Source organism: Curtobacterium sp. MCPF17_021 (assembly GCF_003234605.2).
In the GTDB taxonomy this organism is placed as follows: Bacteria; Actinomycetota; Actinomycetes; order Actinomycetales; family Microbacteriaceae; genus Curtobacterium; species Curtobacterium flaccumfaciens.
Genome location: NZ_CP126252.1, coordinates 489,038 through 514,559, shown reverse-complemented (window position 1 = coordinate 514,559; position 25,522 = coordinate 489,038). Strand labels below are relative to the sequence as shown.

Below are 25,522 nucleotides of genomic sequence, written 5' to 3'. Positions count from 1 at the left end.
CGGAAGGTCGCACGGTGCGGCCTCGCGACGGCACGCACGCCTACAGCGCGGGCGGGCAACTCTCGCGCAGCAGCACCTCGACGGGCAGGCGCACGGCGCGCGGCGGGCCCTCGCGGCGCTCCAGCCGGTCCACGATCGCCAGGACGGCAGCACGGCCGAGCGCCCCCATCGGCTGGTGCACGGTCGTCAGGCGCGGCGACGAGAACCGACCGGCGTCGATGCCGTCGAACCCGGTCACGACGAGGTCCTCGGGCACGCGGAGCCCCCGGGCAGCGGCGGCGTCGAGCACCCCGAGCGCGGACTGGTCGTTCGAGCAGACCACGGCGCGCGGGACGTCGTCGGCCAGCAGCGAGACCGCGAGCTCCCGCGCCCGGGCCCGCCCGAAGTCGCCGTGCACGGTGCGCACCGTCGAGGCCGGCACCCCGTGGTCGGCCAGCGCCGCGCGGAACCCCGCCGAGCGCTCCATGTCGTCGGGCGAGTCGATCGGCCCCGCCACGTACGCGAGGGACCGGATCCCCAGGCGCCCGATCACGTGCGACGCCAGGGTACGCATGCCCGCGGCGTTGTCCACGCTCACCGAGTCGAACCCGTGCGAGCGCCGGTCGTCGGCGAGCACCACGACGGGGATGCGGCGGGCGACGTGCTCGAGCAGGTCGTCGGGCACGGTCTGTGCCAGCACGGCGAGCCCGTCGACCCGGCCGGCGACGTCGTTCACGATCACGTCGCGCGACGAGCCCCGCCCGGCGGCGACCATGAGCGCGAGCCCCCGCTGCCAGGCCTCGGTCTCGGCACCGCGCAGGACCTCGTCGAAGTACAGGTTGGACGAGAACGGCTGCGTCACGTGGCGCCGGTCGTCGACCACGCGGACGCCGCCGTCGGTGACCAGGTCCGGCCGCTCGTCGGGCACCACGTCGAAACCGGGCAGCAGCAGTCCGACGACGCCGGTGCGCTTGCCGGCGAGGGCACGGGCGTTGCCGGACGGGACGTAGCCGAGGCTCCGGATCGCCGCCTGCACGCGGTCCCGGGTGCCCTCGCGGACGGCGTCGGGCGTGCGGAGCACGCGCGAGACGGTGGCGATGGAGACGCCGGCCGCAGAGGCGACGTCGTAGACCGTGGGAGGTGCGGTGCGCTGGTCGGCCAACCCGTGCCTCCCCTTCGACGTCCGCTGGTGCCGCGCCTCGCGCTGTGCGGCCGGACCATCCTAGGCATGCCGTGTGCCGGGAGTTCTCCACACGGTGCCGGAAACGCTTGCGGGACAGCGGGGGTCGCGCGACACTGTTCCGACCTCAGTACGTCCCGTGAGGAAGCGCACCAGCGGGCCGCGTGCCCGCACCGATCAGGTTGCCCACACACAGGGGAAGGACACGACATGTCACAGTCGACACGTTCCGGGAGCAAGCTCGCACTCCGCGCGAGCCACGACGAGGCCGAGGTGCGCGACGCGCTGCTCGAACGCACGGATTCGATCCGCACGTTCGACGACCTCGACGCACCGCAGGAGACGACGGACCTGCGCTAGCGGCTCGCGCCCGGCCTCCCCCCGGACACGGCCAGGAGGCCCGGGCAGGCGCCCGCAGACCGCTCACGTCCGCGGGCACTCAGCGCTCGGTCGCGCCCACGATCGTCATGCCTGCCCCGCGCAGGCGTCGGCGCTCCTGCGCGATCCAGCTGAGGAGCCGGTCGTTCGTGCCGGCGACGTGCGCGGCGACGAGGTCCGCTGCGCGGTCCGCGTCACCGTCGCGCACGGCGTCGATGATGGCGCTGTGCTCGTCCCAGGCGGCGTCGCGCGCCTCGGGCGTGCGGACCTCGATCCAGCGCGTGCGCTCGAGCCGCGTCAGGGCGTCGGCGATGGCGTCGGTGACGAACCGGTTGCCACCGAGCGCGGCGAGGTCGAGGTGGAACGTCGACCCCATGCGGATGCCGGCCTGCTGGTCGGGGGTGGGCTGGAGCGCGTCGAGGTGCCCGCGGACCTCGGCCAGCTGCTCGGGGGTGGCACGCTGGACGGCCAACCGGACGGCAGCGGGCTCGAGGATGCCGCGGAGTTCGGCGAGCGAGGCGATCTCGTCGAGGTCGATCGGGGTGACCGTCCACGAGCGGCCCTCGTGCAGGATGAGTCCCTCGCGCTCGAGCCGCGACAGTGCGGCGCGGACCGGCGTGCGCGAGGCGTGGAACCGTGCCTCGAGCCCCCGCTCCGAGATGCGCTCCCCCGGTGCGATGTCGAGGGTCAGGATGGCCGCGCGCAGGTTGCCGTAGAGCTGGGCCGTCTGCGACACGGGCGCGGCGTCGGTCGTGTCGGTCACGGCGGACAAGCCTAGCGGCGTGACGGCGGGAATGGTATACCGTTCTGGTATACCAATCCGTTCCGCGATGGAACGACGACGAACGGCCGAGACGCATGCCCACGACCGACGCCCCGCAGCGATCCACCACGACGCCGCCGGTCTCCGCCCGCGCCTGGACGATGCTCGCCCTCGGGGTTGCGGCCCAGGCGGCGGGGACGCTCGTCGTGTCCGCGCCGGCGCTCCTCATCCCCCACCTGCTCAGCCGCGGCACGTCCCTGCCGGCCGCCGGGCTGCTCGCGGCCGCCCCGACCTTCGGCATGGTGCTGACGCTCATCGCCTGGGGCGCGATCACCGACCGGTTCGGCGAGCGCGTCGTCATCGCCGGCGGTCTCGTGCTCACCACGCTGGCCGTGGTGGGCGCCTGGCTCGCTGCGGGCGACCCGGTGCTGCTCGGGTTGGCGTTCCTGGCCGGTGGGATGACGAGTGCCTCGACGAACGCCGCGAGCGGTCGGGTCGTGGTGGGGTGGTTCCCGAAGGAGCGCCGGGGTCTCGCGATGGGCATCCGGCAGATGTCGCAGCCGCTCGGCGTGACGCTCGCGGCGGTCACGGTGCCGCAGCTCGCCGAGGGCTCCGGGATCCGCGCGGCCCTGGTCCTGCCGATCGTGCTGTGCGCGGTGCTCGCCGTCTGCTGCGCGATCGGGATCACCGACCCGCCACGCCCTGCCCGGGCCACGGTGGCGACGACGGCGACCGCGAACCCCTACCGATCGAGCGGCTTCCTGTGGCGGGTGCACGCGGTGTCGGTCCTGCTCGTGGTGCCGCAGTTCACCCTGTCGACGTACGGGCTCGTCTGGCTCGTCGGCCTCGGCTGGTCGACACCGGCGGCCGGGCTGCTCGTCGGCGCCGCGCAGTTCGTCGGGGCGATCGGCCGGATCCTGGTCGGTGGCTGGAGCGACCGTGCCGGATCGCGCGTCGGCCCCCTGCGCATCGTGGCGGTGAGCGCCGCGGTGGTGATGGCGGTGCTCGCGGTCGTCGACGCGACGCACCTGGCCGGGGCCGCGGTGTTCCTGGTGCTCGCGACGAGCGTGACGGTCGCCGACAACGGGCTGGCGTACACGTCGGTCGCCGAGGCGGCGGGGCCGTTCTGGTCCGGCCGGGTGCTCGGGGCGCAGAACACCGGGCAGTTCATCGCGGCGAGCGCCGTCGGTCCGGGCATCGGCGCGCTGGTCGGTGCGCTCGGGTTCGCGGCGTCGTTCGGCATCGTGGCGGTGCTCCCGCTGCTCGCGGTCCCGATGGTGCCCCGACGCGACCGCTCGCACGACTGACCGTCCGCAGGACTGACTGCGAACGGCCCCGTCGGTCGGCTCCGCCCGTCGCGCCCGTCACCCCTGTTCGTGGTCCGCACGCTCGGGGTCGTCCTGGGAGTCCCGGCGGCGGTCCTGCATGAGCTCCTTCGTCCGGAGCAGGCGCAAGGCCGTCACGAGCACCAGCCCGCCGAGGACGTTGAACAGCAGCGTGTAGCCGAACCAGCCGAGCCACTGCCCGTAGGTGATGTCCGCGCCCGACTGGATCGCACCGAAGACGAGCAGCGAGTCGAGGATCGAGTGGAAGAGCTGCAGCCCGGCGAGCAGGAAGCCTCCGGCGACGGCGGCGACGAGCTTCGCGGGGTCCGAGTCGGTGCCCTGCTGCATCCGCGTCATCAGGGTGATGGTGCTGCCGCCCAGGACCGCCAGCACGATGCTCTGCAGTCCGAACGGCGCGTCGACGTAGTGGTGCGCCGACTCCGAGAGCGTGGCGTGCCACTGCGGGAACGCCTGGACGACGAGCCACATGAACACCCATCCCCCGGCCAGGTTCGCCACGAGGGTGCCGCCCCACAGTCGCACGAGCTGCAGCACGGTCCCCTCTCGCGCGACCACGGCCGCGACCGGCATCAGGAAGTTCTCGGTGAAGAGTTCGCTGTGCGCCAGGTGCAGCGCGATGAACCCGATGCCGAAGGCCAGCCCGGCGAGCAGGTGGCTGTCGGTCTCGGTGAGCACGGCGAGGTACGCCATCACCCCGAGACCGACCTCGAGGCCGCCGAAGAACCCCGTGACGAGGACGGCCCGGGTCGTCCGCTGCAGCCGCTCCGCGCCCTCCTCGACGGTCGCGTCGAAGGACTCCGCGAGTTCGTCCTCCACGGGTGCGTCGCTGGTGCCGAGCTCGCGTCGGCGGTCGTCGGTCATGGCCGGGACGCTATACGCGGGCCGTCGTGCCGGCCCGCAGGATCGCACCGAGACGGACGGGAGGCCCGGTACCAGCCGGCACCGGGCCTCCCGTCCGTCGATGGGTCGCCGCTCAGGCGGTCGGCACCGCCGGACCCACCGGCCAGCGCAGCAACGCCGCCGCCGGTGCCCCGTTCGGCAGGGACGCGGCGTTGACGAGCAGCAGTTCCGCGTCGGTGAGGGCGACCGCGCGGACGAGCGCGCACACGGCCGGGACCGGTCCGATCACCGGTGCGCCCGCCGCCTGCTCGGGTGCCGTGGCGATCCACGGCACCGCGGCGAGCGCGAGCAGCGTGCGATCGCCGATCGCAGCCGCGTCGATCGCCACGACCGATGCCTGCGCCTGCTGCAGCGCCTCGACGACGGATCCGATGCCGGCGACCGTCTGGTTGTCCCCACGGCCGACGTGGGTCCGGAGCAGGTCCTCGAAGTCGTGCCGCCGGGTCGCGATGACCCGGGCAAGCGCGATGTCGACGTGCTCGACGAGTGCGGTCTCCGACGCGTCCGACGCCCGGGTGTCGACCGGGACCTCGGAGACGACGGCGCGGGCCTCGGTGGACAGCTGGTCGAGCAGGAGCCCGCGCGCACGGATGTCCCCCGCGACGACGATGAGCTTCGGCTGCAGCCGACGGAAGACCTCCTCGATGGCCGCGGCGACCTCGTTCTGGTTGTCGCGCCAGATCTCCTCGGTGTGGTGCTGCCACCGCAGGTGCGCCCAGCCGCCGCCCTGGAACTTGTGGAGCGTGTCGGTGCGGCCCTGCACGCGCTGTTCGTCACGCTGGTCCGGCACGTCGGCGTGGCCGAGACGGTAGGCACGGTAGCCACCGCCCTCCCGGCCGACCTCGACGACCAGGAACGGCAGGTCGAGCGGACGGTGCGCCAGGAGCGGCAGCAGGTCGGGGACGGGATCGTGGCCGACCGAGGTCGGTGCGTGCATCTCGCCGGGCAGGACCTCGCTGAGCACCAGCTCGCCGTCGTGGACCAGCACGAACCGGCTGACCGGGGCGGGCACTCCGGGGGTCTCCTCGAGCTCCGCCATCACGGTGTCGATGACCTCGGCCCCGGCCCCGGCCGCGCGGAGTTCGTCCTCGGCCTTCCGGCGCTGCAGGGCGGCGAGGTGCTGCGGGTCCTCGCGGTCGCCCGAGGCGTCGACGTACGCCCAGGTCCAGGTGCCGCCGCGCTTCAGGCGTTCGGCGATCCCGGACTGCAGGTGCGGGGCCTCATTCTGCGTCAGTGCCATCGGTGCTGCCCTCCCCGGTCTCGGTGCGGTACACGGTCGCGTCGGCGCCGTCGCCCTCGCCGGAGGGCAGGGGGTCCGCCAGGTCGGCGTCGTCCTCGGGGACGACGCTGGTCGCGTCGTCCTGCAGCTCGCCCTCGATCTCGCCGTCGTAGCCGGACGCGACGACCGTCTCCGGGTCGTCCGTGTCGTCGGGGACCGGTTCGGACTGCCGGAACTCCTCGACGTGCGCGTTGCTGCCGTGCCCCTGGACGATGCTCTGCGCCTCGTGCGCGAGCTGCTCGTCGAGTTCGGGCCGATGGGTGGTGTTCCCACGTTCAGCCATCGCTTCTCCTCCCGTTCGTGCCACCGGCGGCCTTCGCCGTCCGGGGCGTCGGTGTCTGCTCTGTGACCCCACGGTCCGCGCCCGGGCCTGGGGCCGTTCCAAGGTGCGCCGGGAACGCGCAGTGTCGGTACGGTCACGAAACCACAACGGCGTTCGGTTCTGTGATTGGGTGTCGACAACCCCGATCAACGACGAACGGAGTGCGGCAATGGCGCCACGACCACGACCCATCACGAGACGACACCTGTTGGGCTTCGGCCTCGGCACCGCGGCGGCGGGACTCCTCGCCGGCTGTGCGGTCCCGGGCTCGACCAACGTCAACAAGGCGGCCCTCGTGCCCGCCGCGGCCTCGGGTGAGACCGTCCAGCTCACCTACTGGGCGTGGCTCAAGGACCTCCAGAAGGTGTGCGACGTCTGGAACGAGACGCACCCCGAGATCCAGGTGACCGCGAACTGGATCCCCGGCGGCAACAGCGGCGGGTACCAGAAGATGTACTCCGCGCTCGCGGCCGGCGGCGGCCCGGACATCGGGCAGGTCGAGCTCCGGCAGATCCCCGAGTTCATGCTCGCGAACGGCCTGGTCGACCTGGCCCGGTACGGCGCGAAGGACTTCCAGTCGAAGTACGACGAGGCCGCCTGGGCGCAGGTGTCGTTCGTCGACGGCATCTACGGCATCCCGCAGGACACCGGCCCGATGGGGTTCTACTACCAGACCGCGATCCTGGAGCAGGCCGGCGGCGAACCCCCGACGACGTGGGACGAGTGGCGCGACCTGGCCGACAAGGTCCGGAGCACCGGCAAGCAGAACTACCTCGAGGTGTTCCCGGTCGCCGACGCCTCACCGTTCGCCGCGTACGCACAGCAGGCCGGCGCGCGCTGGTTCAAGGTCGACGGCGACGAGTGGGTCGTCGACATGACCGACGACAAGACCCTGATGGTCGCGGACTTCTTCGACGGCGTGATCGACGACGAGCTCGTCGACACGAGTGCCGGCGCGTACTCCCCCGGGTGGTACGCGGCGGCCGCGAGCGGCAAGATCGCCGCGGTCACGAGCGCGAGCTGGGGTGACGCCCTGATCGAGTCGGTGCAGGGCGGCGAGGGCAAGTGGAAGGTCGCCCCGATGCAGAAGTGGGGCGCCGACGGCTTCGGATCGAGTGCCATCGGCGGTTCGACGGCCGCGGTGCTGGCGAACGCGAAGCACCCGAAGGAGGCGCTCGAGTTCATCACGTGGATGACCACCTCGAAGGAGGGCATCGACGCGATGATCAAGCACTGCGGCATCGGCTGGTCGCCCGCCGTCGACTACATCGGTGCGCAGCGCGAGAAACCGTCGAAGTGGTTCTCCGGTCAGAACTACAACGAGGACGTCTTCGTGCCGGCCTCCAAGGAACAGAACATCGACTGGTCGTGGTCCCCGGTGACCCAGTCGGCCTTCACCAGCCTGCAGAACCAGTTCCGCCGCAAGCTCACCTCGGGCCTGAAGCTCAGTGACGCCGTGGAGCTCGCACAGCGGGAGATCGTCCAGTCCTTCACGGACAAGGGCCTCAGCGTCAGGACGGCACGATGACCCAGCAGACCACCACCAGGCAGTCCACCCGCCGACCGGCCGGCGGCACGCCCGCGTTCCGCACGAGCACGAAGGCCACGAGCGCGCAGAAGCGTGCCCCGTGGATCCTGCTCGCCCCGTTCCTGGCCCTGTTCCTGCTGACGTTCGTCATCCCGATCATCAGCGCCCTGTTCCAGTCGTTCACCACCGTCGACCGCGAGGGCCTGTTCGGTGAGGACGGTGTGGTCGGCCGGTTCGCCGGGTTCGACAACTACGCGATCGCCCTGCAGGACAGCGGGTTCGTCGCCTCGATCGGCCGCATGCTGCTGTTCGGCATCGTCCAGGTCCCGGTGATGATCATCGCCTGCACGATCCTCGCGCTGTTGCTCGAGTCGGCGAGCGCCCGCTGGCCGGGCTTCTTCCGGGCGATCTACTTCATGCCCTACGGCGTCCCCGGCGTCATCGCCACGATCCTGTGGTCGTTCCTGTACGTGCCGGGCCTGTCACCGATCGTGTCGCTGCTCCAGTCGATGGGGCTGCAGCCGGACTTCCTCGGCGCGAACAGCGTGCTGTGGTCGATTGCGAACATCGTCACGTGGACGTACACCGGCTACAACATGCTCATCATCGTGGCGCAGCTGAAGTCCATCCCCGGCGAGGTCTACGAGGCCGCCAAGGTCGACGGCGCGAACGCGTTCCAGGTCGCGTGGCGGATCCAGATCCCGCTCATCGCACCGGCCCTGGTGCTCACGACGGTGTTCTCGATCATCGGCACCCTGCAGCTCTTCGCGGAGCCGCAGATCCTGTCGACCGTGGCCCCCGCGATCGACACCGAGTACACGCCGAACTACGCCGCCTACACGAACGCGTTCGCGTTCAACGAGTACGGCGTCGCGAGTGCGCAGGCGGTCATCATCGCGCTGGCCGCGTTCATCCTGTCGTTCACGTTCCTCGCGCTGACAAACCGACCGCCCAAGGACGAACGCGACCGACGCAAGCGCGCACGGCGCGACGGCCGGGAGGCCCGCACCGCGCTCCAGACGCGCGCTGCGGCGGGCAGCACGGTCACCACCCAAGCCGACCCGGGGGTCCAGGCCGGCCGCGTCGCGACCACCGAAGGGACTGACCGATGACCAGCGAAGCCATCGAAGCGCCGGCCACGGCGAAGTCCGCCGTCCCCGTGGACACCACGTCGATCTCGGCGCACCAGCGCCGCAAGCTCGACCGGTCCCCCAGGTCGCAGATCGTCGTGACGGGGATCCTCGTCATCGTCGCGCTGTACTTCATCGTCCCGCTGTACTGGGTCGTCATCGCCGCGACGAAGACCACGGGCGCGCTGTTCTCGACCAACGGGTTCTGGTTCGGCGGCGAGTTCGCGCTCTGGAGCAACCTGCAGCAGGTGTTCACCTACGACGGCGGCATCTTCGTCCGGTGGATCGCGAACAGCATCCTGTACTCCGGCGTCGGTGCCGTCCTGGCGACCTACTTCGCCGCGGCCGGCGGGTACGCGCTGGCGAAGTACGACTTCCGGGGGCGCCAGTTCGTGTTCGGCACGATCCTCGGCGGCGTGCTCGTGCCGGGGACCGCGACGGCGCTGCCGCTGTTCCTGCTGTTCTCGTCGATGGGCCTGACCGACACGTACTGGAGCGTGCTCATCCCGAGCCTGGTGTCACCGTTCGGGCTGTTCCTGTGCCGGGTCTACGCCGCCGCGTCGGTGGACACCACCCTGCTCGAACAGGCACGCATCGACGGTGCCGGTGAGCTGCGGATCTTCCACACCGTGGTGCTCCGGCAGATGACCCCGGCGCTCGTCACCGTGTTCCTGTTCCAGGTGGTCGGGATCTGGAACAACTTCTTCCTGCCGCTCATCATGCTGGCAGACCAGAAGCTGTACCCGATAACACTGGGTCTGAACAACTGGCGCTCGCAGGTCGACCGCCTGCCGGAGTTCTACCAGCTCACCACCGGCGGGGTGCTCGTCTCGGTCATCCCGCTCGTCATCGCCATCATCGTCCTCCAGCGCTTCTGGCGTGGAGGCCTCACGGAAGGATCGGTCAAGGGTTGACCCACTCCGCACTCTCGTCCACCGCACCCGGCTCCGACTCGCGGCTGGCACCCCGTGCCTGGCTGCACACCGACGCCCCGTCCCTGTCGCTGAACGGGGACTGGCGGTTCCGGTGGTCGCCCGTCGCCTCGGTCTCCGAGGACTTCGCGACCGAGGGTGGGGAGGACGACGACCCGGCCTGGGGCGAGCTCCCGGTGCCGTCGCACTGGGTGCTGCACGGGCACGGCGCACCGAGCTACACGAACCTGCAGTACCCGTTCCCGATCGACCCGCCGCACCCGCCGGAGGAGAACCCGACCGGTGACCACCGCCGCACCTTCGAGCTGCCGTCGTCGTTCGACGGCGCCGGCCGGGTGCTGCTGCGGTTCGACGGGGTCGAGTCACACTTCCGGGTGTGGCTGAACGGGACGCTCGTGGGGTGGTCGACGGGCTCGCGCCTGGCGACCGAGTTCGACGTCACCGAACTGGTGCGCCCGGGGGCGAACGAGCTCGCGGTCCGGGTGCACCAGTGGTCGGCGGCGTCCTACCTGGAGGACCAGGACCAGTGGTGGCTGCCGGGCATCTTCCGTGACGTCACCCTGCTCGCCCGGCCCACGGCGCCGATCGACGACGTGTTCGTCAGCGCGCGCTTCGCATCAGGGCGGCGCACCAGCGACGCCGCGGCGCCAGCGCCGGGCGAGCCTGCGAGCACGGTTCGTTCCGCACGCGGTACACAGGCGGGCACCGCGGCGTCGGGACGGCCGGAGACGGGGACCGGCACGATCACGTTCCCGACGCTCGACGCGGTGTTCCCGGTGCGGTTCGCGGTGCCCGACCTGGGCGTCGACGTGACCTGGGCCACGGCGGACGACGTCGCGCCGATCGAGGTCGAGGGCGTCGAGCCGTGGAGTGCCGAGCTGCCGAAGCTCTACGACGCGATGCTGTCGACCGGTTCCGCGGCGGCCGGCGCGGGCGCCTCGGGCGGTGAGACGGTGTCGCTCCGACTCGGGTTCCGCACCGTGTCCATCGTCGGCGACCGGTTCCTGGTGAACGGCGAGCGCGTGGTGTTCCACGGCGTGAACCGGCACGAGACCCACCCCGTGCGCGGCCGGGTGTTCGACGAGGAGCACGCCCGCGCCGACATGGCGCTGATGAAGCGCAACAACGTCAACGCCATCCGCACCTCGCACTACCCGCCGCACCCCCGTGTGCTCGACCTGGCCGACGAGCTCGGGTTCTGGGTGATCCTGGAATGCGACCTGGAGACCCACGGGTTCCTGTTCACCGACTGGGTCGGCAACCCCTCCGACGACCCGGCGTGGGCCGAGGCCTACCTCGACCGCATCGCCCGCACCGTCGAGCGCGACAAGAACCACGCGTCGATCGTGATGTGGTCGCTCGGCAACGAGTCCGGCACCGGTCGGAACCTCGCGGCGATGTCGCAGTGGGTGCACGACCGCGACGCCGAGCGCCCCGTGCACTACGAGGGCGACTACACGGGCGAGTACACGGACGTCTACTCGCGGATGTACCCGACGCTGCAGGAGACCGAGTCGATCGGCGGCGGCACCCCGACGCCCCTGCTCGGCTGCGGCCCGGCCGAGGCCGCACGGCAGCGGTCGAAGCCCTTCATCCACTGCGAGTACGTGCACGCGATGGGCAACGGCCCGGGGCAGATCGCCGAGTACGAGGCCCTGGTCGACCGGTACCCGCGGCTGCACGGCGGGTTCGTGTGGGAGTGGCGGGACCACGGCCTGCTCGCGAAGACGCCCACGGGCGAGGACTACTACGCCTACGGCGGGGACTTCGGCGAGGTCGTGCACGACGGCAACTTCGTGATGGACGGCCTGGTGCTGCCCGACGACACCCCGACGCCGGGGCTCGCCGAGTTCGCCGCCGTCGTGGCCCCGATCCGCCTGGCGGTCTCGGACACGACGGTGCTGGTCGAGAACCGGTACCACTCGGCCTCGACCGCCGGGCTCCGGCTGTGCTGGACCCTGTCGCGGAACGGCGTCGTCGAGGCCTCGGGGCGCCTGTCCACGGGCATCGTCGCCGCTCGGGAGTCGGCGACGGTCCCGGTGCCCTCAGAGGTGCTCGACGCGGCCACGTCCGAACTCGCGCCCGGCGACGAGCTCTGGTTCGACCTGACCGTGGAACTGGCGGGGCCGACCGCGTGGGCGGACACCGGCCACGTCGTCGCACGCACCCAGCGGCTCGTCGCAGCGCGCGCGGCGGACGCACCACGGGCCTCCCGGCAGGGGTGGGACGGCGACCGACTCGGTGACGGCACCTTCAGCGCCCGCGGTGACCTGGTGTCCTGGAAGGGCCACGAGGTCGCCGGGCCCCGTCTGGAACTCTGGCGTGCACCGACGGACAACGACAGCCTGGCGTCACAGGGCGGCTACGAGACAGCGGACCCGGTGCTCACGCACGGTGTCGGCGACCCGACCGCTCCCCCGTCGGCGTCGCGCTGGCGCGACCGAGGGCTGGACCGGCTGACGCACCGGCTGGTGTCGGTGTCGCGGACCACCTCCGGGCTGGAACAGCGCGTCCGCGTCGCGGCGGCGAACAGCGGGTGGGGCCTCGAGGTCACGCACCGCTGGACCCTGACGTCCGACGGGCTCGTGCTGCAGACCGACGCCGTGCCGTTCGGCGCCTGGGACGTCACGTGGCCGCGGATCGGGGTGCGGTTCGACCTGCCCGCGTCGCTGGCCGACGCGGACGCGACCTGGTTCGGGACCGGACCGCTGGAGTCGTACGCCGATTCCTCGCACGCTGCCCGTGTCGGCCGGTTCACCGCGCCGGTGCGGTCGCTCGGGGTGGCGTACTCGCGGCCGCAGGAGACCGGGCACCGGCCCGACCTGCGAGAGCTGTCCGTCGGGCCGTTCACCGTGTCGACCGTCGGGTCGCACCGTGCGGGGTTCACCCTGTCGCCGTGGACCGCGCAGCAGATCGACCGTGCCGAGCACCCGTACGAGCTGCCCACGTCGGACCACCTGTACCTGTACCTCGACGCCGCGCAGCACGGGCTCGGCAGCCGGGCGTGCGGGCTCGACGTGCTGCCGGAGCACCAGCTCTGGCCGCAGGCCTTCAGTTGGAGCGTGCTGCTGGCGTAGGTCGGGGCGAGCAGCCCGCGGGTCGGCTCCGCGAGCTGGCCCGCGGGCTGCGCCCCGCTGCGGTCATCGCGCCCCGTCTCTTCGGGGCGCGATGACCGGGGCGGGGCGCGGCGCGGGCCGCGGCGCGCCGTGCACAACCAAAGCCACCTCGAACCACGGGTTCCCGCGGTTCGAGGTGGCTTTGGTTGTGCGGAGCGCGACGCCTACGCGCCGGCGGCCAGGGCGCGCAGGGCCTCGGGGTCGCTCGCGTTCAGGAAGTCGGTCAGTCGCTCGGCCTCGCCCGGCTCCTCGATCGCCTCGGCCGCACGCCGCAGGGCGAACAGCGCCCGCAGCACGCCACGGTTGGGCTCGTGTGACCACGGCACCGGGCCGACACCGCGCCAGCCGGCCTTGCGCAGGGCATCGAGCCCACGGTGGTAGCCGACACGGGCGTACGCGTACGACTCGAGGGTCGCGCCACGCGCCCACGCCTCGTCGGCGAGCAGCGCCCACGCCAGGCTCGACGACGGGTAGGACACCACCACGCTGGCGACGGGGGCCTCCGCCTCGATCGCGGCGGTCACCTCCGGCTCGGCGGGCAGCAGGGTCTCGGGGTTCGACGACGGGGTCGGCAACAGGTTCTCCGGCATGCCCCCAGCCTGTCATCCCTTGCGGGTGCCCGTGTCACGGGATTACCGTGGAGGTCACCTCGTCGTCATCGCGGGGCCGCCGGGGCGGGAGACCGACCGGCGGAACGGATGGCGGACACGGGGGTCCCCCGACGGAAGCAGACGGATTGCTGTCGATCACCGGTACCGCTCAGCCCACGCGCTGACACCGTGATCGCGCGCCCCGTCGGGCGCTCCACCGCACCGCGGTGGCCTCGGTGTCGTGCGCCCAGCATCGACACCGGGAGACACCCCCATGCCCACCAGTCCGTCCGTCGTCCTGCACGACGTCACCTTCGCCTGGCCCGACGGCACCGTCGCGCTCCACCACCTCACCGCCGCCTTCGGACGTGGCCGGACCGGCCTGGTCGGGAGGAACGGGGCCGGCAAGTCCACGCTGGTCCGGCTCGCGACCGGCCGGCTCCACCCCACGTCGGGCAGCATCACGACGTCGGGTCCCGTCGACCACCTGCCGCAGCGCCTTGCAACGGGGATCGACGACACCGTCGCCGACCTGCTCGGCGTCCGGCCCACACTCACCGCGCTCCGGGCCGTCCTGGCCGGCGACGCCACGGCAGCACAGCTCGAGGCAGTCGGCGACGACTGGGACCTGGAGGAACGGGCCGCCGCGGTGCTCGACCGGGTCGGGCTCGACGGCACCGACCTCGACCGGCCGGTGTCGACGCTGTCCGGCGGGCAGTCGGTGCTCGTCGCCGTCGCCGGGGTGCGGTTGCGCGCTCGGCCGATCGTGTTCCTGGACGAGCCGACGAACAACCTGGACCGCCGGGCCCGCGGGCTGCTCCTCGACCTGGTCGACGACTGGCGCGGCACCCTGGTGCTCGTCAGCCACGACCGGGAACTCCTGGAGCACGTCGACGAGACCGTGGAGCTCCGCGCCGGGGCGATGACGGTGTTCGGCGGGACGTTCAGCGCGTTCGAGGAGCACCTCGCCGTGCAGCAGGCAGCCGTCGAGCGCGAGGTCCGGGTCGCCGAACAGCGGCACCGCACCGAGAAGCGGCAGCGCATCGAGGCGGAGACGAAGATCGCGCGTCGTGCCAAGGCCGGTGAGAAGGCGGGCCGCTCGATGCCGAAGATCCTGGCGAACGAGCAGCGGAAGAAGGCGCAGGAGACCGCCGGTCGACTGCGCGTCGGGTACGCGGACGACGAAGCCGCCGCACTCGCCACCAAGCGCGAGGCCGAGCTCCGCCTGCGCGACGACGAGTCGATCCAAGTCACCCTGCCCGACCCGGACGTGCCGGCATCGCGTCGGATCGCCACCGTGACCGTCCGCGGCCGGGACGTCATCGTGCAGGGGCCGGAACGGATCGCCGTCACCGGGGACAACGGCGTCGGCAAGTCCACCCTGCTCGAGCAGCTCGTCGGCGACCCCGCCGCGCGGGAGCACCCGCTGCCCGAGACCACGGCCGCCGCCCACGTCGACCGGATCGCGTACCTGCCGCAGCGGAAGGACAGCCTGGACGACACCGCCACGGTGCTCGACAACGTGCGCCGGGACGCCCCGCACGTGCCCGTCGCCGAGGTCCGCAACCGGCTGGCGAAGTTCCTGGTGCGCGGGGACACCGTCGACCGCCCGGCCGGGGACCTGTCCGGCGGCGAGCGGTTCCGGGTCGCGCTGGCGGCCCTGGTGCTCGCCGACCCGCCGCCGCAGCTGCTCGTGCTCGACGAGCCGACGAACGACCTCGACCTGACGAGCGTCGACCAGCTCGTCGACGCGCTGCGGGCCTACCGGGGAGCACTCGTCGTGGTGAGCCACGACGAGACGTTCCTGGAACGGCTCGAGCTCGACGACCGGATCGAGCTGCGGTAGCCGAGGGTCGGCGTCAGCGCCGTCCGAACATCAGCGCCGTCGGGTCGGTCGGATCGCGAGCGACTCGACGGTGCCGCGCTCGGGCATGTCGACGACGGTGCGGACCGCGGCGGCCACGTCCTCCGGCGCCAGGTAGTAGTCGGTGTCGTAGGACTCCCCGAGCTTCGCCACGAGCTGCCGCTGCATGTCCGAGTCGGTCCGGCCCGGGTGCACGCTCGACACCCGCACGCCGTTCGCCCGCTCCTCTTCGCGCAGGGCGTCGGCGAAGGCCCGCAGCGCGAACTTCGACGCCGCGTACACGCCACCGCCGGGGCCCGAGTGGAACCCGGAGCCGCTGTTGATCGGCACGACGATGCCCCGCGCCGCCCGCAGTGCCGGCAGCGCCAGCCGGGTGAGCTCGGCGACCGCGAACACGTTCGTCGCGAAGACCTGCTCCCACACCGCGCGCGGGGTGTCGGCGACGGTGGTGCCCTGCTCGACACCGGCCGAGTGCACGAGGACGTCGAGCCGATCCGGCAGCGCGGGGACCTCGCCCGCGCCCAGGTCACCGACGAACGGCGCGGCGCTCGGCAGCTCCTGGACGAGGGCGTCCACGGCGTCGGCCGACCGGCCGCCCACGAGCACGTGGTGGGTGCGGCCGAGGTCGGCGGCGATCGCGCGGCCGATGCCGCGGGTGGCTCCGGTCACCAGGGCGACCGGACGGTTCTGGAGCTGGTCTGTCGTCACGGATGCCAGCCTACGGAAGCCGGCCCGGGCCTCCTGAGCGATCGCGGCGACGACGCAGGACCGTCAGCGCGACGCCGGCGACGACCACCAGACCCACGAGCGCCGCGATGCCCCACGGCGAGCCGGCGAGCGCCGCGACGACCGCCCAGAACACGGCGAGCCCGACCGTCGCGTACAGGAACGCCCATGCCACGCACCCCGGCACCATCGCGATCGTGTACCGCCACCAGGCGACCCGCGCCAGGCCCGCTGCGGCGTTCATCACCGTCTGCAGGCCGACCACGACGAAGCTCACCGTCACGACGGGCAACCCCCAGCGATCCAGCAGCGCCGAACCGCGGCGGACCGCCGGCGACCGCAGCCAGCCGCCCCACCGCGATCGGGACGCACCCGTCACCGCGAGCCGCGCGACCCAGTACGTGGCCTGCGCACGGCAGAACACGATCACGAAGAGCGCGAGGACGAGCCACCGGAACGGGAGCCCCTCGAGGAAGGACGGCACGCTCGCACCGTAGCGCCCCGACCCGGAGAGCGCCCGTCAGCGGTGGTCGGACGAGCCGCGGTCAGTCGTTGTCGACGCCCTGGCGGATGCGGATGCCCTCGAGCACGTCCTGCGCCCGCTTCTCGTCCTGCTTCTCGATCTGTCGGGTGTCACGCTCGGGGAGCTGGATGTCCTCCTCCGCGCGGATGCCGGCCTGCAGCTCGCGGCCCCGCTCGATCTCGGCGTCGAACTCGGCACCGAAGAGCAGGGCGTTGTTCGTGATCCAGATCCACAGCAGGAACACGATGACCCCACCCAGGGAGCCGTACGTGGCGTTGTAGTTCGAGAAGTTCCCGACGTAGAACCCGAAGCCGACACTGGCGATGATCCAGATGAGGAGCGCCAGGATCGAGCCACCGCTGACCCAGGTGAACTTCGGCTGCTTGACGTTCGGAGACCAGTAGTAGAGCACCGCGACGACGATGATCGCGATGACGAGCAGGATCGGCCACTGCACGATCGACAGGACGGTGACGGCCACGTCGCCGAGGCCGATGACGTCGCCGAAGCTGCGGGCGAGCGGAGCGCTCACCAGCACCAGCAGACCGACCACGAGCAGGACGACGGTGGTGACGGTCACGCCGAGCATGGTCGGGCGGAGCTTCCAGATCGGGCGGCCCTCGCGGACGTTGTAGATCCGGTTCATGGCACGGCCGAAGGCGCCGACGTACCCGGATGCCGACCAGAGGGCACCGACGACACCGACGATGAACGTGATCGGGGCGGCAGGCGAGCGGACGAGCCCCTCGAGCGGCTCCTTGATCAGGTCCACGACCTGGTCGGACCCGATGTTGCCGATGATCTGCAGCATGGTCTTGATCGTGTTGTCGGCCTGGCCGACCAGGCCCAGCAGTGACACGACCGCCAGCAGCCCGGGGAACAGCGCGAGCACGGAGTAGTACGTCAGGCTCGCCGCCAGGTCGGTGCACTGGTCGCTCGTGAACTCGCGCAGCGTCTTCTTCAGCGTGTAGACGAGCGTCGGCTTCTTGAGGTCGGTGGGGTTGTCGGGCTTCCGGGCGTCGTCCGGATCCGGCTTGTGCTCTTCGTGCGCCATGTGACTACCCTCTCGCCTTCACGGCCTGCTTCGACCGCTTGACCGCCTGCTTGCGGTTCTTGTTCGCCCGTCGCTGCACCGCCGCGATGCCGACCTGCTGCTTCACGCGGGCGCGGTGCGCCGGGTCCTGCTCCAGGGCTTCCTCCGCCGCCTTTGCCCGCGCCTTCCGGCCCTTGCGACCGGCCTGCGCCTGCTCCTTCGCCGAGGGGGCGTCGCCACGCGCGCCGAACGGCAGCAACGCGGTGAAGGCCGAGTTCGCCGGCGGTTGGGCCAGGTGCCCGGCCGGGCGGTTCCGCAGCGCGATGCCGAGGACGATCGCCGCGACACCGGTCAGTCCCGTGATGCCCATCGCCACCAGCGGCGTGGGATCCCGGTGCCACCGCTGCTTCGTCTTGGCGACCGCGAGCCGCGTGCGGGCGGGCAGGTCCGCGCGTCGCTTCAGCTCCGTCACGGTGTCCGTGATGCCCTCACGGGTGCGCACGTTGGCGAGTTCGAGCTCGGGCAGACTGTCCTTGGCCATTCCCCATTTCGTACACGTCCCACCCGGGATCGTGCCCAGCAGGCCGCGTCTACCGTGCCGCACATGCTCTTCCGGGACGCCGCCGAGGGGATCCACCGCCTCGAGATCGCACACACCAACACGTACCTCGTCGAGACCGGCGATCAGTTGCTCGTCGTCGACGCGGGGTTGCCCGCCGCGTGGCCGCACCTGCAGCTCGCCGTGCACGACCTGGGCTACACGCCCGACCAGGTCGAGGGGCTCCTGCTCACGCACGGGCACTTCGACCACGTCGGCACCGCCGCAAGGATGCACCGCGACTGGGGCACGCCCGTGTTCGTCCACCCGGGCGATCGGCACCTCGCCGCGCACCCGTACTCGTACCGGCCGCAGACGAACCGTTTCGGGTTCGTCGCGCTCCACCCGGGTGGTCTGCGCCCCCTGGGTCGGATGCTGCTGGCCGGTGCGGTCACGGTCGACGGCATCGCGGACACCGAACCGATGGAGAACCGCGCCGACGTGCCGGGCAACCCGTGGATCATCGAGACCCCGGGACACACCGACGGCCACGTGGCACTGCACTTCGCCGACCGCGACGCCGTCATCGCCGGGGACGCGCTCGTCACCTTCGACCCGTACACGGGCGGGATCGGACCGCGGATCGTCGCACCCGCGGCGACCTCCGACGTCGACACGGCGGTCGCGTCGCTCGACCGGCTCGCGGACACCGAGGCGAAGCACGTGCTGCCCGGCCACGGCCCCGGGTGGTCGCTCGGCGTGCGGCGGGCCGTGGCGCAGGCGCGGCGGGTGGCCGGCGTCGCCTGACGCGCGAGCGACAGATCAGGCGGACCGCACCGGGTCTGGTTCGCGAAAGCGACAGTATGCCGCGAACGTTCCGCAACCCACTGTCGCTTTGACGCGGTGGACGCGACCAGAGCCGGCCTGGAGGCGCGGTGCGGGCCCGCCCCGCGCCTCCAGGCCGTGGGTGGTCTCGGTCAGGACGGGACGACGACGTCCTCGGGCAGGCCGGACGCCGCGGAGCGGCCGGCGGCCTCCATCAGCGCGAGGCTCCGCAGGTTGTCACGACCGCTCGTCTCGGGGGCGGGGCCGCCCTGCACCGATCGGGCGAACGCCTGCAGCCCGCCCTGGCGGTCGGTGTGCGCGAGCACGGGGAGCTCGACCGGCTCGGCGACGTCGTCCTGCGTGCGGCGGACGGTGACCCGGTCGCCGTCGACCGCGTTCGGTTCACCGTCGCGGCTCGTGAACCAGAGCTCGCCGTCCTCGCCCTCGATGCTCCACTCGCCGGCCCAGGCGGTGCGCGGGCCGCGGCTCAGCCAGCTGCCGCGGTAGTTGACGACCGTGCCGCCGTCGAGCTCGATGATCATCGAGGCAACCGCTTCGTCCTGGTACTTGCTGTAGGCGGGGTAGCTGGCCTTGGCGAAGACCCGGAGGGCCTCTTGCCCGGTGATCATCCGGAGCAGGTCGAAGTGGTGGATCGCCATGTCGTTGATCATCGCGTGCGGGAACCGGTAGTGCGGGTACGTCTCGGCGGGCTGGTCGTTGTCCCACTGCCGGAAGTCGACGTTGATCGCGGAGACCTCGCCGACGACGTCCGCCTCGAGCATCTCCTGCACGACCCGCGGTGCCGGGTACCAGCGGTAGTTCTGGCTGACCTGCAGCACTAGGCCGAGCTCCTCGGCGCGACGGACCGCGGTGACGGCCTCGTCGGTGGTGTTGGCGAACGGCTTCTCGACCAGGACGTGCTTGCCGGCATCGAGGGCCTCGAGCGCGAGCGGCACGTGCGTCACGGCCGGGGCGGTGATGACGACGGCGTCGGCCTCGACCGCGGCGAGCGCCTCGGTCAGGGACCCGAACGCCGCGGAGGCCGGGAGCCCGAGGTCGGTCCGCACGGCCTCGAGCGTCGGTGCCGACGGGTCGACGATCGCGACCACCTGCACTTCCGACACCTCTGGGATGGCGGTGCGGGCCCAGTTGCCGCCCCACCCTCCGAGACCGACGTGGATGATCCGGACGCTCATGCGCGCACTCCTTCGTGACTGCCGTCGTGACTGGTGACGCACCACGGACGCCGCGGTGCGTGCGTCCAGTCTGTCAGTGCGTGAAGGCGTACGCGATGAGTGCCATCGTGACGATGAAGCCCGCCAGGTAGTTGATCCAGAGGAACCGCTTCCACCCGGCGTTCGCGGCCTCGGCGCCCTGGTCGGTGATGTTCCACCACGGCAGCACGTTGAGCGCGTACGGGATGACGACGATCGCGGCGATCGGCCCGGGGAACGCCGAGAACAGCAGCGCGACGCCGGCGACCAGGTAGGCGACGAAGGCCAGGCGGACGGTGGCCCGGGCGCCGATCACGGTCGCGACGGAGCCGATGCCACCGGCACGGTCGGCCAGGACGTCCTGCACGGCACCGAACGCGTGCGAGGCCACGCCCCACAGGAAGAACGCGATGCACACGGCGACGAGTTCACCGGTCCAGTGCGGACCGGCGAGGGCGAGGCCGTAGATCGCCGGGGAGACGAAGTGGGTGCTCGACGTGAGCGAGTCGAGGAACGGCTTCTCCTTGAACCGCAGCCCCGGTGCCGAGTACGCGATGACCGCGAAGACGCTGATCGCCAGGACGAGCCACGACCACGGCCCGTTGCCGCTGACGGCGCCGAGCACCATGAGCGCGACGAGGAAGGGGACGTTCGTGACGACGACGGCCCACAGCGTGGTGCGGTGGACGCTCTTGTCGAGCAGGGCCCCTTCGACACCGCCCTTGCGCGGGTTGCGCAGGTCGGACTCGTAGTCGAAGACGTCGTTGATGCCGTACATCGCCAGGTTGTAGGGCACCAGGAAGTACACGACACCGACCAGGAACGCGACGAGCGAGAACCCGCCGCCGCCCTCGACGCCGACCCCGCTGCCGAGCAGGTACGCGGCGCCGAACGGGTAGGCGGTGTTCACCCAGCTGATCGGGCGCGACGACACGAACAGGGCGCGCAGGGTCGACGGCCTGGAGGCGGTGCTGGCGTTCACTTCATGTCCTCTGCTGGTGCTGTGGTCGGGCCGAGCGCGGGGCGCGCGCCGGTCCGGTCGAACAGGACCCACAGGCTGGGCAGCAGCACGATGGCGGACATCGCGTAGGCGAGGTCCTCGACCGGGATCGCACCGATCTTCGCACCGCTGATGAGCGAGGGGTCGTAGGCGACGATCCGCAGCGTGACGATGACGTTGTCGAACACCATCGTCATCACCAGCAACGCGACGCCGGCGATCACGGACGTGAGCACCGCGACCCGGCGCCCGACCGCGGGCCGTCGACCCGCCGCACGGGCCCGGCGGGCGGCGACGACGCCGGCGACCACGGCCACGACGGCCGTGACGCCGAAGAACGGCAGGGCCAGGAGCGCGTACGCCCCGGTGCCGTTCACGCGCGCCGCCGATCGGTCGCCCGCTGCACCAGGGGCCGGACGAAACCGACCAGGTCCATCGTCGAGTAGCAGAGCAGCAGCAGGAAGAAGAGTTCCTCGAGCGGGACCTCGGGCGCCAGGAGCACCCCGGTGAGCAGGTTCTGCGGCCCGATGAAGAAGATGCCGGCAGCGACACCGGCGACGTCCCACACCATGAAGAACGCGACTCCGACGACCATCACGGCCGCCGCCCGCCACGGTGCCCGCCAGAAGAACAGCCGGAAGCGGGCGTCCAGCACGGTCATGCCGACCAGGGACACCACCAGGCCGGCGAGGTAGACCCCGGGCATCAGACGGTCTCGGTCCGGTCCCGCGGGGCCCCGAGGGGCGTCGGCAGCGGCTCGGTGCTCCGGTCGCCGTGGATGCGCTTGAGCAGGACCTCGGCGCTGATCAGGCACATCGGCAGACCGATGCCCGGGATCGTCGAGGCGCCGACGTAGTACAGCCCCTCGACCTTCTTCGACGCGTTCTTCTCGCGGAAGAACGCGCTCTGCTTCAGGGTGTGCGCCGGGCCGAGCATCGAGCCGTTCCAGGCGTTCAGGTCGTCGGCGAAGTCGCGCGGTCCGATCGTGCGTCGGACCCGGATGCGGTCGCGCAGGTCCGGCACCCCGGCGCGCTCGGCCAGCGCGTCGATGGCACGGTCGGCGATCTGCTCGACCTGGTAGTCACCGGCACCGTCGATGCCGCCCTTGCCGATCGACAGGTCGGCGGGCAGCGGCACCAGGATGAACAGGTTGCTGGTACCGGGCGGGGAGACGCTCGGGTCGGTCTCGGACGGGGCGCAGACGTAGATCGAGGCGGGGTCCGGCACGTGCCGGTCGTCCCCGAAGATCGCGCCGAAGTTCGCCTTCCAGTCCGCGGTGAACATCAGGGTGTGGTGCAGCAGGCCCGGCGTCGGACCGTCGATGCCGAGGTACACGAGCACCGCGCTCGGGCCCGGGTCGCGCTTCTTCCAGTGGTCCGCGCCGTGGGTGCGGTGCTCACGCTCGAGCAGCTGCATCTCGGTGTGCTGCATGTCGGCAGCGCTGACCACGAGGTCGGCGGGCGCCGTGTGCTGCACACCGTCGCGGTCGCGGTGGACGACCCCGGTGGCGACGCCGTCCTCGACGACGATCCGTTCGACCTTCGCGCCGGCGATGATCTTCGCGCCCTCGGCCCGGGCGACCCGCTCGACGGCGGAGATCACCTCGGTGATGCCGCCCTTCGGGTAGAGGACGCCGTCGGCCAGGTCGAGGTGGCTCATCAGGTGGTACATGCTCGGCGCCGCGTACGGGCTCGTGCCGAGGAACACCGCCGGGTAGCCGAGGATCTGCCACAGGCGACGATCGCGCACCGCGGTCTCGGCGAAGGTGGAGAGCGGCTCGAGCAGCAGGCGCGCGAGCTTGGGCAGACGACGCAGGACGTCGGGTGCGGCGAGCTTCGTGAGGTCCTGGAAGCTCGTGTAGAGGAACCGGCGCACGGCCATCGTGTAGGTGTCCTCGGCCGACGCGAGGTACTTCCGCATCCGCTCGCCGGCACCGGGCTCGATGGACTCGAACAACGCGATGTTGGCCTCGGCGTCGGCGCGCAGGTCGATCGGCTCGTCGTGGCCCTCGCTGTAGACGCGGTAACCGGGGTCGAGCTTCACCAGGTCGAGTTCGGCCTCGGCCGACGTTCCCAGCAGCTGGAAGAAGTGGTCGAAGACCTCGGGCATGAGGTACCACGACGGCCCGGTGTCGAACCGGAACCCGTCCTGCTCCCACGAGCCGGCACGGCCGCCGAGCTGCGTGCGCTGCTCGAGCACCGTCACCGAGAAGCCGTCGCGTGCGAGCAGCGCGGCGGCCGCCAGGCCGCTGATGCCGCCGCCGATGACGACCGCGCGGCGTGCGGGCACCTTGCGCCGGGTGGTGGTGGCGACCGTCGTCGGTCGGGAGGCGCGGGGCGGGGTCATGAGGAGCCTCCCGGCCGGTGGGTGGTGACGCGCGACCGGAGCGGTGCGCGTCCGGCGAGGACCTGCGCCGCGAGGCGCGCCTTCACCGGGTTGGGGACGCGCACGCGCGTCGTGACGAGGCGGCTCGCCGGGGTGCGCGCGAGTCGGTCGTTGAGTTCCTGGAACAACGCGTGTGCGAGTCCGACGGCGTTGCGGGCGTCGGCCGGCAGCAGCCGGATCGTGCGTGCTGCGTGGTCGAGGTCGGCCTGCACGTCGGCGACCAGGCGGTGCTTGGTGGCTTCGTCGAACGACCGGATGTCGACGCCCGGGAAGTACGAGCGACCGAGCACCTCGAAGTCGGCGTGCAGGTCACGCAGGAAGTTCACCTTCTGGAACGCGGCGCCGAGCGCACGTGCACCGGCGACGAGTTCGGCCTGGTCGAACGTCGGCCGACCGGCCCGGTACACGAACGCGCGCAGGCACATCAGGCCGACGACCTCGGCGGAGCCGTACACGTACGCGTCGAACGAGGCGTCGTCGTGCTCGGTGCGGTCGAGGTCCATGCGCATCGAGGCGAAGAACGGGGCGGTGAGCTCGGCGCCGAAGCCGGTGGCGCGGGCCGTGCGGGCGAAGGCGTGGACGACCGGGTTCACCGAGAAGCCGAGCGCGATGGCCCGTTCCGTGTCGGCCTCGAGCTCGTCGAGCACCGTGCGGGCGAGCTCGCGGTCGAGCCCGGCCTCGGTCGCGGGGCCGTCGACGACCTCGTCCGCGACGCGGACCAGCGCGTAGACGTTCCGGATGTGCTCGCGCGTGTCGCGGGCGAGCATGCGGCTCGCCAGGCCGAACGACGTGGAGTACCGGTCGATGACGACCCCCGACGCGGCCTCGGCCGTGGCGTCGTAGAGCTGGAGGCGAGCCGGACGGGATCCGGTCGCCGTGGTGGTGCTGTGGGTCACCGGGCGCGCTCCACGAGTTCGGTCACGAGGGCCTCCAGGCGGTCGGCGAGGTCGTACGGCAGCCGGGCGAGCTCGGCCCGGGCGAGTGCGGTGTGGTCGGCGACACGTGCTTCCGCGGCGCCGCGCGCACCGCAGGACACCAGGGTCGCACGGACCTCGTCCGCGCGGGCCTCGGTCAGGTCCGGGTCGCCGAGGTACGGCTCGAGGTCGGGCCAGCAGTCGGTGGTCGCCGCGTAGGCGATCAGCATGGTGCGCTTGCCCTCGCGCAGGTCGCCCAGCACGGTCTTGCCGGTCATGGTCTCGTCGCCGAACACCCCGAGCAGGTCGTCGACGATCTGGTACGCGATGCCGATCTCCCGACCGAAGGCCCCGAGGGCGGTGACGATCTCCTCGTCGGCGCCGGCCAGGACAGCACCGGACTGCAGCGGGGCCTCGAACGAGTACACGCTCGTCTTCGCCCGCTCCATCGCCAGGACCTCGTCCACCGTCGGCATCACGCCGAGTGCCAGGTCGACGTCGGTCATCTCGCCGGCGGCGCTGGCGAACACCGCCTCGTCGAGCAGTTCGAGCAGCCGCTCGCGGCGGGTGCCGTCGACGCCCGCAGCCTCGATGAAGCGGGGCGCACCGGCGAGGGCCAGGTCACCGGCGATGACCGCGGCACTCATCCCCCGGTGCTCGGCCGTCGGCAACGGCAGGCCACCCGTCGTCCCGTTGTCACGGAAGGACCCGGCGACGTTCGGCTGACCGCGGCGCGACCAGTCACGGTCGATGACGTCGTCGTGCACCACGAGTGCGGTGTGCAGGAGTTCATAGGCCGCGGCGACGTTGGCTGCGGCGTGCGCGTCGGTGCCGCCCATGCCGGCGTACGCGGTCATGACCATGCGGGGCCGGAAGCGCTTGCCGCCCATGCTCGCCTTGCGGAGCACGCGCCACAGTTCTTCCGACGGCCGGCCGTAGCGCTCGGCGCGTGCCGACGACACGGCGAAGAAGCGCTCGAGGCAGTCGTCGACGAGCGCGAGGTCGATGTGCGGCACGGTGGTCGCTTCCTCGCTCATTGGCCTAACCTATCGACACA

At 71.8% G+C, this 25,522-nt stretch carries 24 protein-coding genes and 1 pseudogene; 8 read left to right on the top strand and 17 right to left on the bottom strand.

Annotated elements, in window-relative coordinates:
• Nucleotides 1-40: 40 nt before the first annotated feature.
• Nucleotides 41-1,141: a LacI family DNA-binding transcriptional regulator gene (locus DEJ29_RS02560; RefSeq protein ID WP_071246163.1), complete on the bottom strand. Its 1,101-nt coding sequence runs from the start codon at nucleotides 1,139-1,141 to the stop codon at nucleotides 41-43.
• A gap of 228 nt (nucleotides 1,142-1,369) precedes the next feature.
• Here DEJ29_RS02560 and DEJ29_RS02555 point away from each other — a divergent pair, with 228 nt between their 5' ends.
• Complete coding sequence (locus DEJ29_RS02555) at nucleotides 1,370-1,519, top strand: hypothetical protein (protein ID WP_155896754.1); 150 nt, start codon at nucleotides 1,370-1,372, stop codon at nucleotides 1,517-1,519.
• A gap of 79 nt (nucleotides 1,520-1,598) precedes the next feature.
• On the opposite strand, the gene DEJ29_RS02550 is transcribed toward DEJ29_RS02555, so the two are convergent.
• Nucleotides 1,599-2,300: a GntR family transcriptional regulator gene (locus DEJ29_RS02550; RefSeq protein ID WP_258375934.1), complete on the bottom strand. Its 702-nt coding sequence runs from the start codon at nucleotides 2,298-2,300 to the stop codon at nucleotides 1,599-1,601.
• 95 nt (nucleotides 2,301-2,395) lie between these two features.
• On the opposite strand from DEJ29_RS02550, the gene DEJ29_RS02545 reads away from it, so the two are divergent.
• Nucleotides 2,396-3,607 carry an MFS transporter gene (locus DEJ29_RS02545; protein WP_111094890.1) on the top strand — a complete coding sequence of 404 codons (1,212 nt, stop codon included), beginning with the start codon at nucleotides 2,396-2,398 and terminating at the stop codon, nucleotides 3,605-3,607.
• A gap of 57 nt (nucleotides 3,608-3,664) precedes the next feature.
• Here the strand turns inward: DEJ29_RS02545 and DEJ29_RS02540 are convergent, their stop codons facing one another.
• The 3 genes from DEJ29_RS02540 to DEJ29_RS02530 form a co-directional block, all read right to left on the bottom strand.
• Entirely contained in the window at nucleotides 3,665-4,507 is an 843-nt protein-coding gene (locus DEJ29_RS02540) for a formate/nitrite transporter family protein (RefSeq protein WP_111094891.1), read from the bottom strand.
• A 112-nt stretch (nucleotides 4,508-4,619) separates the two neighbouring features.
• Nucleotides 4,620-5,786, bottom strand: coding sequence for a baeRF2 domain-containing protein (locus DEJ29_RS02535; RefSeq protein WP_111094892.1), 1,167 nt, complete (start codon nucleotides 5,784-5,786; stop codon nucleotides 4,620-4,622).
• Nucleotides 5,767-6,108: a hypothetical protein gene (locus tag DEJ29_RS02530; RefSeq protein ID WP_111094893.1), complete on the bottom strand. Its 342-nt coding sequence runs from the start codon at nucleotides 6,106-6,108 to the stop codon at nucleotides 5,767-5,769. The genes DEJ29_RS02535 and DEJ29_RS02530 overlap by 20 nt, the downstream gene beginning before the upstream one ends.
• A 208-nt stretch (nucleotides 6,109-6,316) precedes the next feature.
• Here DEJ29_RS02530 and DEJ29_RS02525 point away from each other — a divergent pair, with 208 nt between their 5' ends.
• From DEJ29_RS02525 to DEJ29_RS02510, 4 genes and pseudogenes are all read left to right on the top strand, one after another.
• The gene (locus tag DEJ29_RS02525) at nucleotides 6,317-7,675 is read left to right on the top strand and encodes an extracellular solute-binding protein (protein WP_111094894.1); all 1,359 of its coding nucleotides are present in this window, start codon (nucleotides 6,317-6,319) and stop codon (nucleotides 7,673-7,675) included.
• Nucleotides 7,672-8,622, top strand: a pseudogene (locus DEJ29_RS02520) (carbohydrate ABC transporter permease); the annotation flags it as partial. The gene DEJ29_RS02525 and the pseudogene DEJ29_RS02520, both read left to right, overlap by 4 nt.
• A 161-nt stretch (nucleotides 8,623-8,783) precedes the next feature.
• Nucleotides 8,784-9,719: a carbohydrate ABC transporter permease gene (locus DEJ29_RS02515; protein WP_111094896.1), complete on the top strand. Its 936-nt coding sequence runs from the start codon at nucleotides 8,784-8,786 to the stop codon at nucleotides 9,717-9,719.
• Nucleotides 9,716-12,814, top strand: a complete 3,099-nt coding sequence (locus tag DEJ29_RS02510) for a glycoside hydrolase family 2 TIM barrel-domain containing protein (protein ID WP_111094897.1) — start codon at nucleotides 9,716-9,718, stop codon at nucleotides 12,812-12,814. The genes DEJ29_RS02515 and DEJ29_RS02510 overlap by 4 nt, the downstream gene beginning before the upstream one ends.
• Before the next feature lie 203 nt (nucleotides 12,815-13,017).
• Here the strand turns inward: DEJ29_RS02510 and DEJ29_RS02505 are convergent, their stop codons facing one another.
• Nucleotides 13,018-13,443, bottom strand: a complete 426-nt coding sequence (locus DEJ29_RS02505; RefSeq protein WP_110864930.1) for a DUF3151 domain-containing protein — start codon at nucleotides 13,441-13,443, stop codon at nucleotides 13,018-13,020.
• 274 nt (nucleotides 13,444-13,717) lie between these two features.
• Between DEJ29_RS02505 and DEJ29_RS02500 the strand changes: the two genes are divergently transcribed.
• Nucleotides 13,718-15,289: an ABC-F family ATP-binding cassette domain-containing protein gene (locus DEJ29_RS02500; RefSeq protein WP_111094898.1), complete on the top strand. Its 1,572-nt coding sequence runs from the start codon at nucleotides 13,718-13,720 to the stop codon at nucleotides 15,287-15,289.
• 30 nt (nucleotides 15,290-15,319) lie between these two features.
• Here DEJ29_RS02500 and DEJ29_RS02495 read toward each other — a convergent pair whose 3' ends face one another.
• The 4 genes from DEJ29_RS02495 to DEJ29_RS02480 all read right to left on the bottom strand — a co-directional run bounded on the left by DEJ29_RS02495 (nucleotide 15,320) and on the right by DEJ29_RS02480 (nucleotide 18,130).
• A complete protein-coding gene (locus tag DEJ29_RS02495) occupies nucleotides 15,320-16,015 on the bottom strand; it encodes an SDR family oxidoreductase (RefSeq protein WP_071404940.1) in 696 nt (231 codons plus the stop codon).
• A gap of 10 nt (nucleotides 16,016-16,025) precedes the next feature.
• Entirely contained in the window at nucleotides 16,026-16,517 is a 492-nt protein-coding gene (locus tag DEJ29_RS02490) for a VTT domain-containing protein (protein WP_111094899.1), read from the bottom strand.
• A 61-nt stretch (nucleotides 16,518-16,578) separates the two neighbouring features.
• Complete coding sequence (locus DEJ29_RS02485; protein WP_111094900.1) at nucleotides 16,579-17,610, bottom strand: YihY/virulence factor BrkB family protein; 1,032 nt, start codon at nucleotides 17,608-17,610, stop codon at nucleotides 16,579-16,581.
• A gap of 4 nt (nucleotides 17,611-17,614) precedes the next feature.
• The gene (locus tag DEJ29_RS02480; protein ID WP_110864933.1) at nucleotides 17,615-18,130 is read right to left on the bottom strand and encodes a hypothetical protein; all 516 of its coding nucleotides are present in this window, start codon (nucleotides 18,128-18,130) and stop codon (nucleotides 17,615-17,617) included.
• Between the two features lie 63 nt (nucleotides 18,131-18,193).
• Between DEJ29_RS02480 and DEJ29_RS02475 the strand changes: the two genes are divergently transcribed.
• Nucleotides 18,194-18,934, top strand: a complete 741-nt coding sequence (locus DEJ29_RS02475) for an MBL fold metallo-hydrolase (RefSeq protein WP_111094901.1) — start codon at nucleotides 18,194-18,196, stop codon at nucleotides 18,932-18,934.
• A gap of 170 nt (nucleotides 18,935-19,104) precedes the next feature.
• Here DEJ29_RS02475 and DEJ29_RS02470 read toward each other — a convergent pair whose 3' ends face one another.
• The 7 genes from DEJ29_RS02470 to DEJ29_RS02440 all read right to left on the bottom strand — a co-directional run bounded on the left by DEJ29_RS02470 (nucleotide 19,105) and on the right by DEJ29_RS02440 (nucleotide 25,502).
• Nucleotides 19,105-20,148, bottom strand: coding sequence for a Gfo/Idh/MocA family protein (locus tag DEJ29_RS02470; RefSeq protein ID WP_111094902.1), 1,044 nt, complete (start codon nucleotides 20,146-20,148; stop codon nucleotides 19,105-19,107).
• A 73-nt stretch (nucleotides 20,149-20,221) separates the two neighbouring features.
• Entirely contained in the window at nucleotides 20,222-21,148 is a 927-nt protein-coding gene (locus DEJ29_RS02465) for a prenyltransferase (protein WP_111094903.1), read from the bottom strand.
• Complete coding sequence (locus tag DEJ29_RS02460) at nucleotides 21,145-21,543, bottom strand: lycopene cyclase domain-containing protein (RefSeq protein ID WP_181437904.1); 399 nt, start codon at nucleotides 21,541-21,543, stop codon at nucleotides 21,145-21,147. Before DEJ29_RS02460 ends, DEJ29_RS02465 begins: the two co-directional genes overlap by 4 nt.
• Nucleotides 21,540-21,872 carry a lycopene cyclase domain-containing protein gene (locus DEJ29_RS02455; protein ID WP_027464925.1) on the bottom strand — a complete coding sequence of 111 codons (333 nt, stop codon included), beginning with the start codon at nucleotides 21,870-21,872 and terminating at the stop codon, nucleotides 21,540-21,542. Before DEJ29_RS02455 ends, DEJ29_RS02460 begins: the two co-directional genes overlap by 4 nt.
• Complete coding sequence (gene crtI / locus DEJ29_RS02450; protein WP_111094905.1) at nucleotides 21,872-23,512, bottom strand: phytoene desaturase family protein; 1,641 nt, start codon at nucleotides 23,510-23,512, stop codon at nucleotides 21,872-21,874. Before crtI ends, DEJ29_RS02455 begins: the two co-directional genes overlap by 1 nt.
• The gene (locus DEJ29_RS02445; protein ID WP_111094906.1) at nucleotides 23,509-24,447 is read right to left on the bottom strand and encodes a phytoene/squalene synthase family protein; all 939 of its coding nucleotides are present in this window, start codon (nucleotides 24,445-24,447) and stop codon (nucleotides 23,509-23,511) included. The genes crtI and DEJ29_RS02445 overlap by 4 nt, the downstream gene beginning before the upstream one ends.
• Nucleotides 24,444-25,502 (bottom strand): polyprenyl synthetase family protein, encoded by a 1,059-nt coding sequence (locus DEJ29_RS02440; protein WP_163343195.1) that lies wholly within the window; start codon nucleotides 25,500-25,502, stop codon nucleotides 24,444-24,446. The genes DEJ29_RS02445 and DEJ29_RS02440 overlap by 4 nt, the downstream gene beginning before the upstream one ends.
• Between the last annotated feature and the right edge of the window lie 20 nt (nucleotides 25,503-25,522).

Coding starts and splice junctions, on each gene's coding strand:
- DEJ29_RS02555 (WP_155896754.1), top strand. CDS start 1,370: ATGTCACAGTCGACACGTTCCGGGAGCAAGCTCGCACTCCGCGCGAGC.
- DEJ29_RS02545 (WP_111094890.1), top strand. CDS start 2,396: ATGCCCACGACCGACGCCCCGCAGCGATCCACCACGACGCCGCCGGTC.
- DEJ29_RS02540 (WP_111094891.1), bottom strand. CDS start 4,507: ATGACCGACGACCGCCGACGCGAGCTCGGCACCAGCGACGCACCCGTG.
- DEJ29_RS02535 (WP_111094892.1), bottom strand. CDS start 5,786: ATGGCACTGACGCAGAATGAGGCCCCGCACCTGCAGTCCGGGATCGCC.
- DEJ29_RS02530 (WP_111094893.1), bottom strand. CDS start 6,108: ATGGCTGAACGTGGGAACACCACCCATCGGCCCGAACTCGACGAGCAG.
- DEJ29_RS02525 (WP_111094894.1), top strand. CDS start 6,317: ATGGCGCCACGACCACGACCCATCACGAGACGACACCTGTTGGGCTTC.
- DEJ29_RS02515 (WP_111094896.1), top strand. CDS start 8,784: ATGACCAGCGAAGCCATCGAAGCGCCGGCCACGGCGAAGTCCGCCGTC.
- DEJ29_RS02505 (WP_110864930.1), bottom strand. CDS start 13,443: ATGCCGGAGAACCTGTTGCCGACCCCGTCGTCGAACCCCGAGACCCTG.
- DEJ29_RS02500 (WP_111094898.1), top strand. CDS start 13,718: ATGCCCACCAGTCCGTCCGTCGTCCTGCACGACGTCACCTTCGCCTGG.
- DEJ29_RS02485 (WP_111094900.1), bottom strand. CDS start 17,610: ATGGCGCACGAAGAGCACAAGCCGGATCCGGACGACGCCCGGAAGCCC.
- DEJ29_RS02480 (WP_110864933.1), bottom strand. CDS start 18,130: ATGGCCAAGGACAGTCTGCCCGAGCTCGAACTCGCCAACGTGCGCACC.
- DEJ29_RS02475 (WP_111094901.1), top strand. CDS start 18,194: ATGCTCTTCCGGGACGCCGCCGAGGGGATCCACCGCCTCGAGATCGCA.
- DEJ29_RS02470 (WP_111094902.1), bottom strand. CDS start 20,148: ATGAGCGTCCGGATCATCCACGTCGGTCTCGGAGGGTGGGGCGGCAAC.
- DEJ29_RS02455 (WP_027464925.1), bottom strand. CDS start 21,872: ATGCCCGGGGTCTACCTCGCCGGCCTGGTGGTGTCCCTGGTCGGCATG.
- crtI (WP_111094905.1), bottom strand. CDS start 23,512: ATGACCCCGCCCCGCGCCTCCCGACCGACGACGGTCGCCACCACCACC.
- DEJ29_RS02440 (WP_163343195.1), bottom strand. CDS start 25,502: ATGAGCGAGGAAGCGACCACCGTGCCGCACATCGACCTCGCGCTCGTC.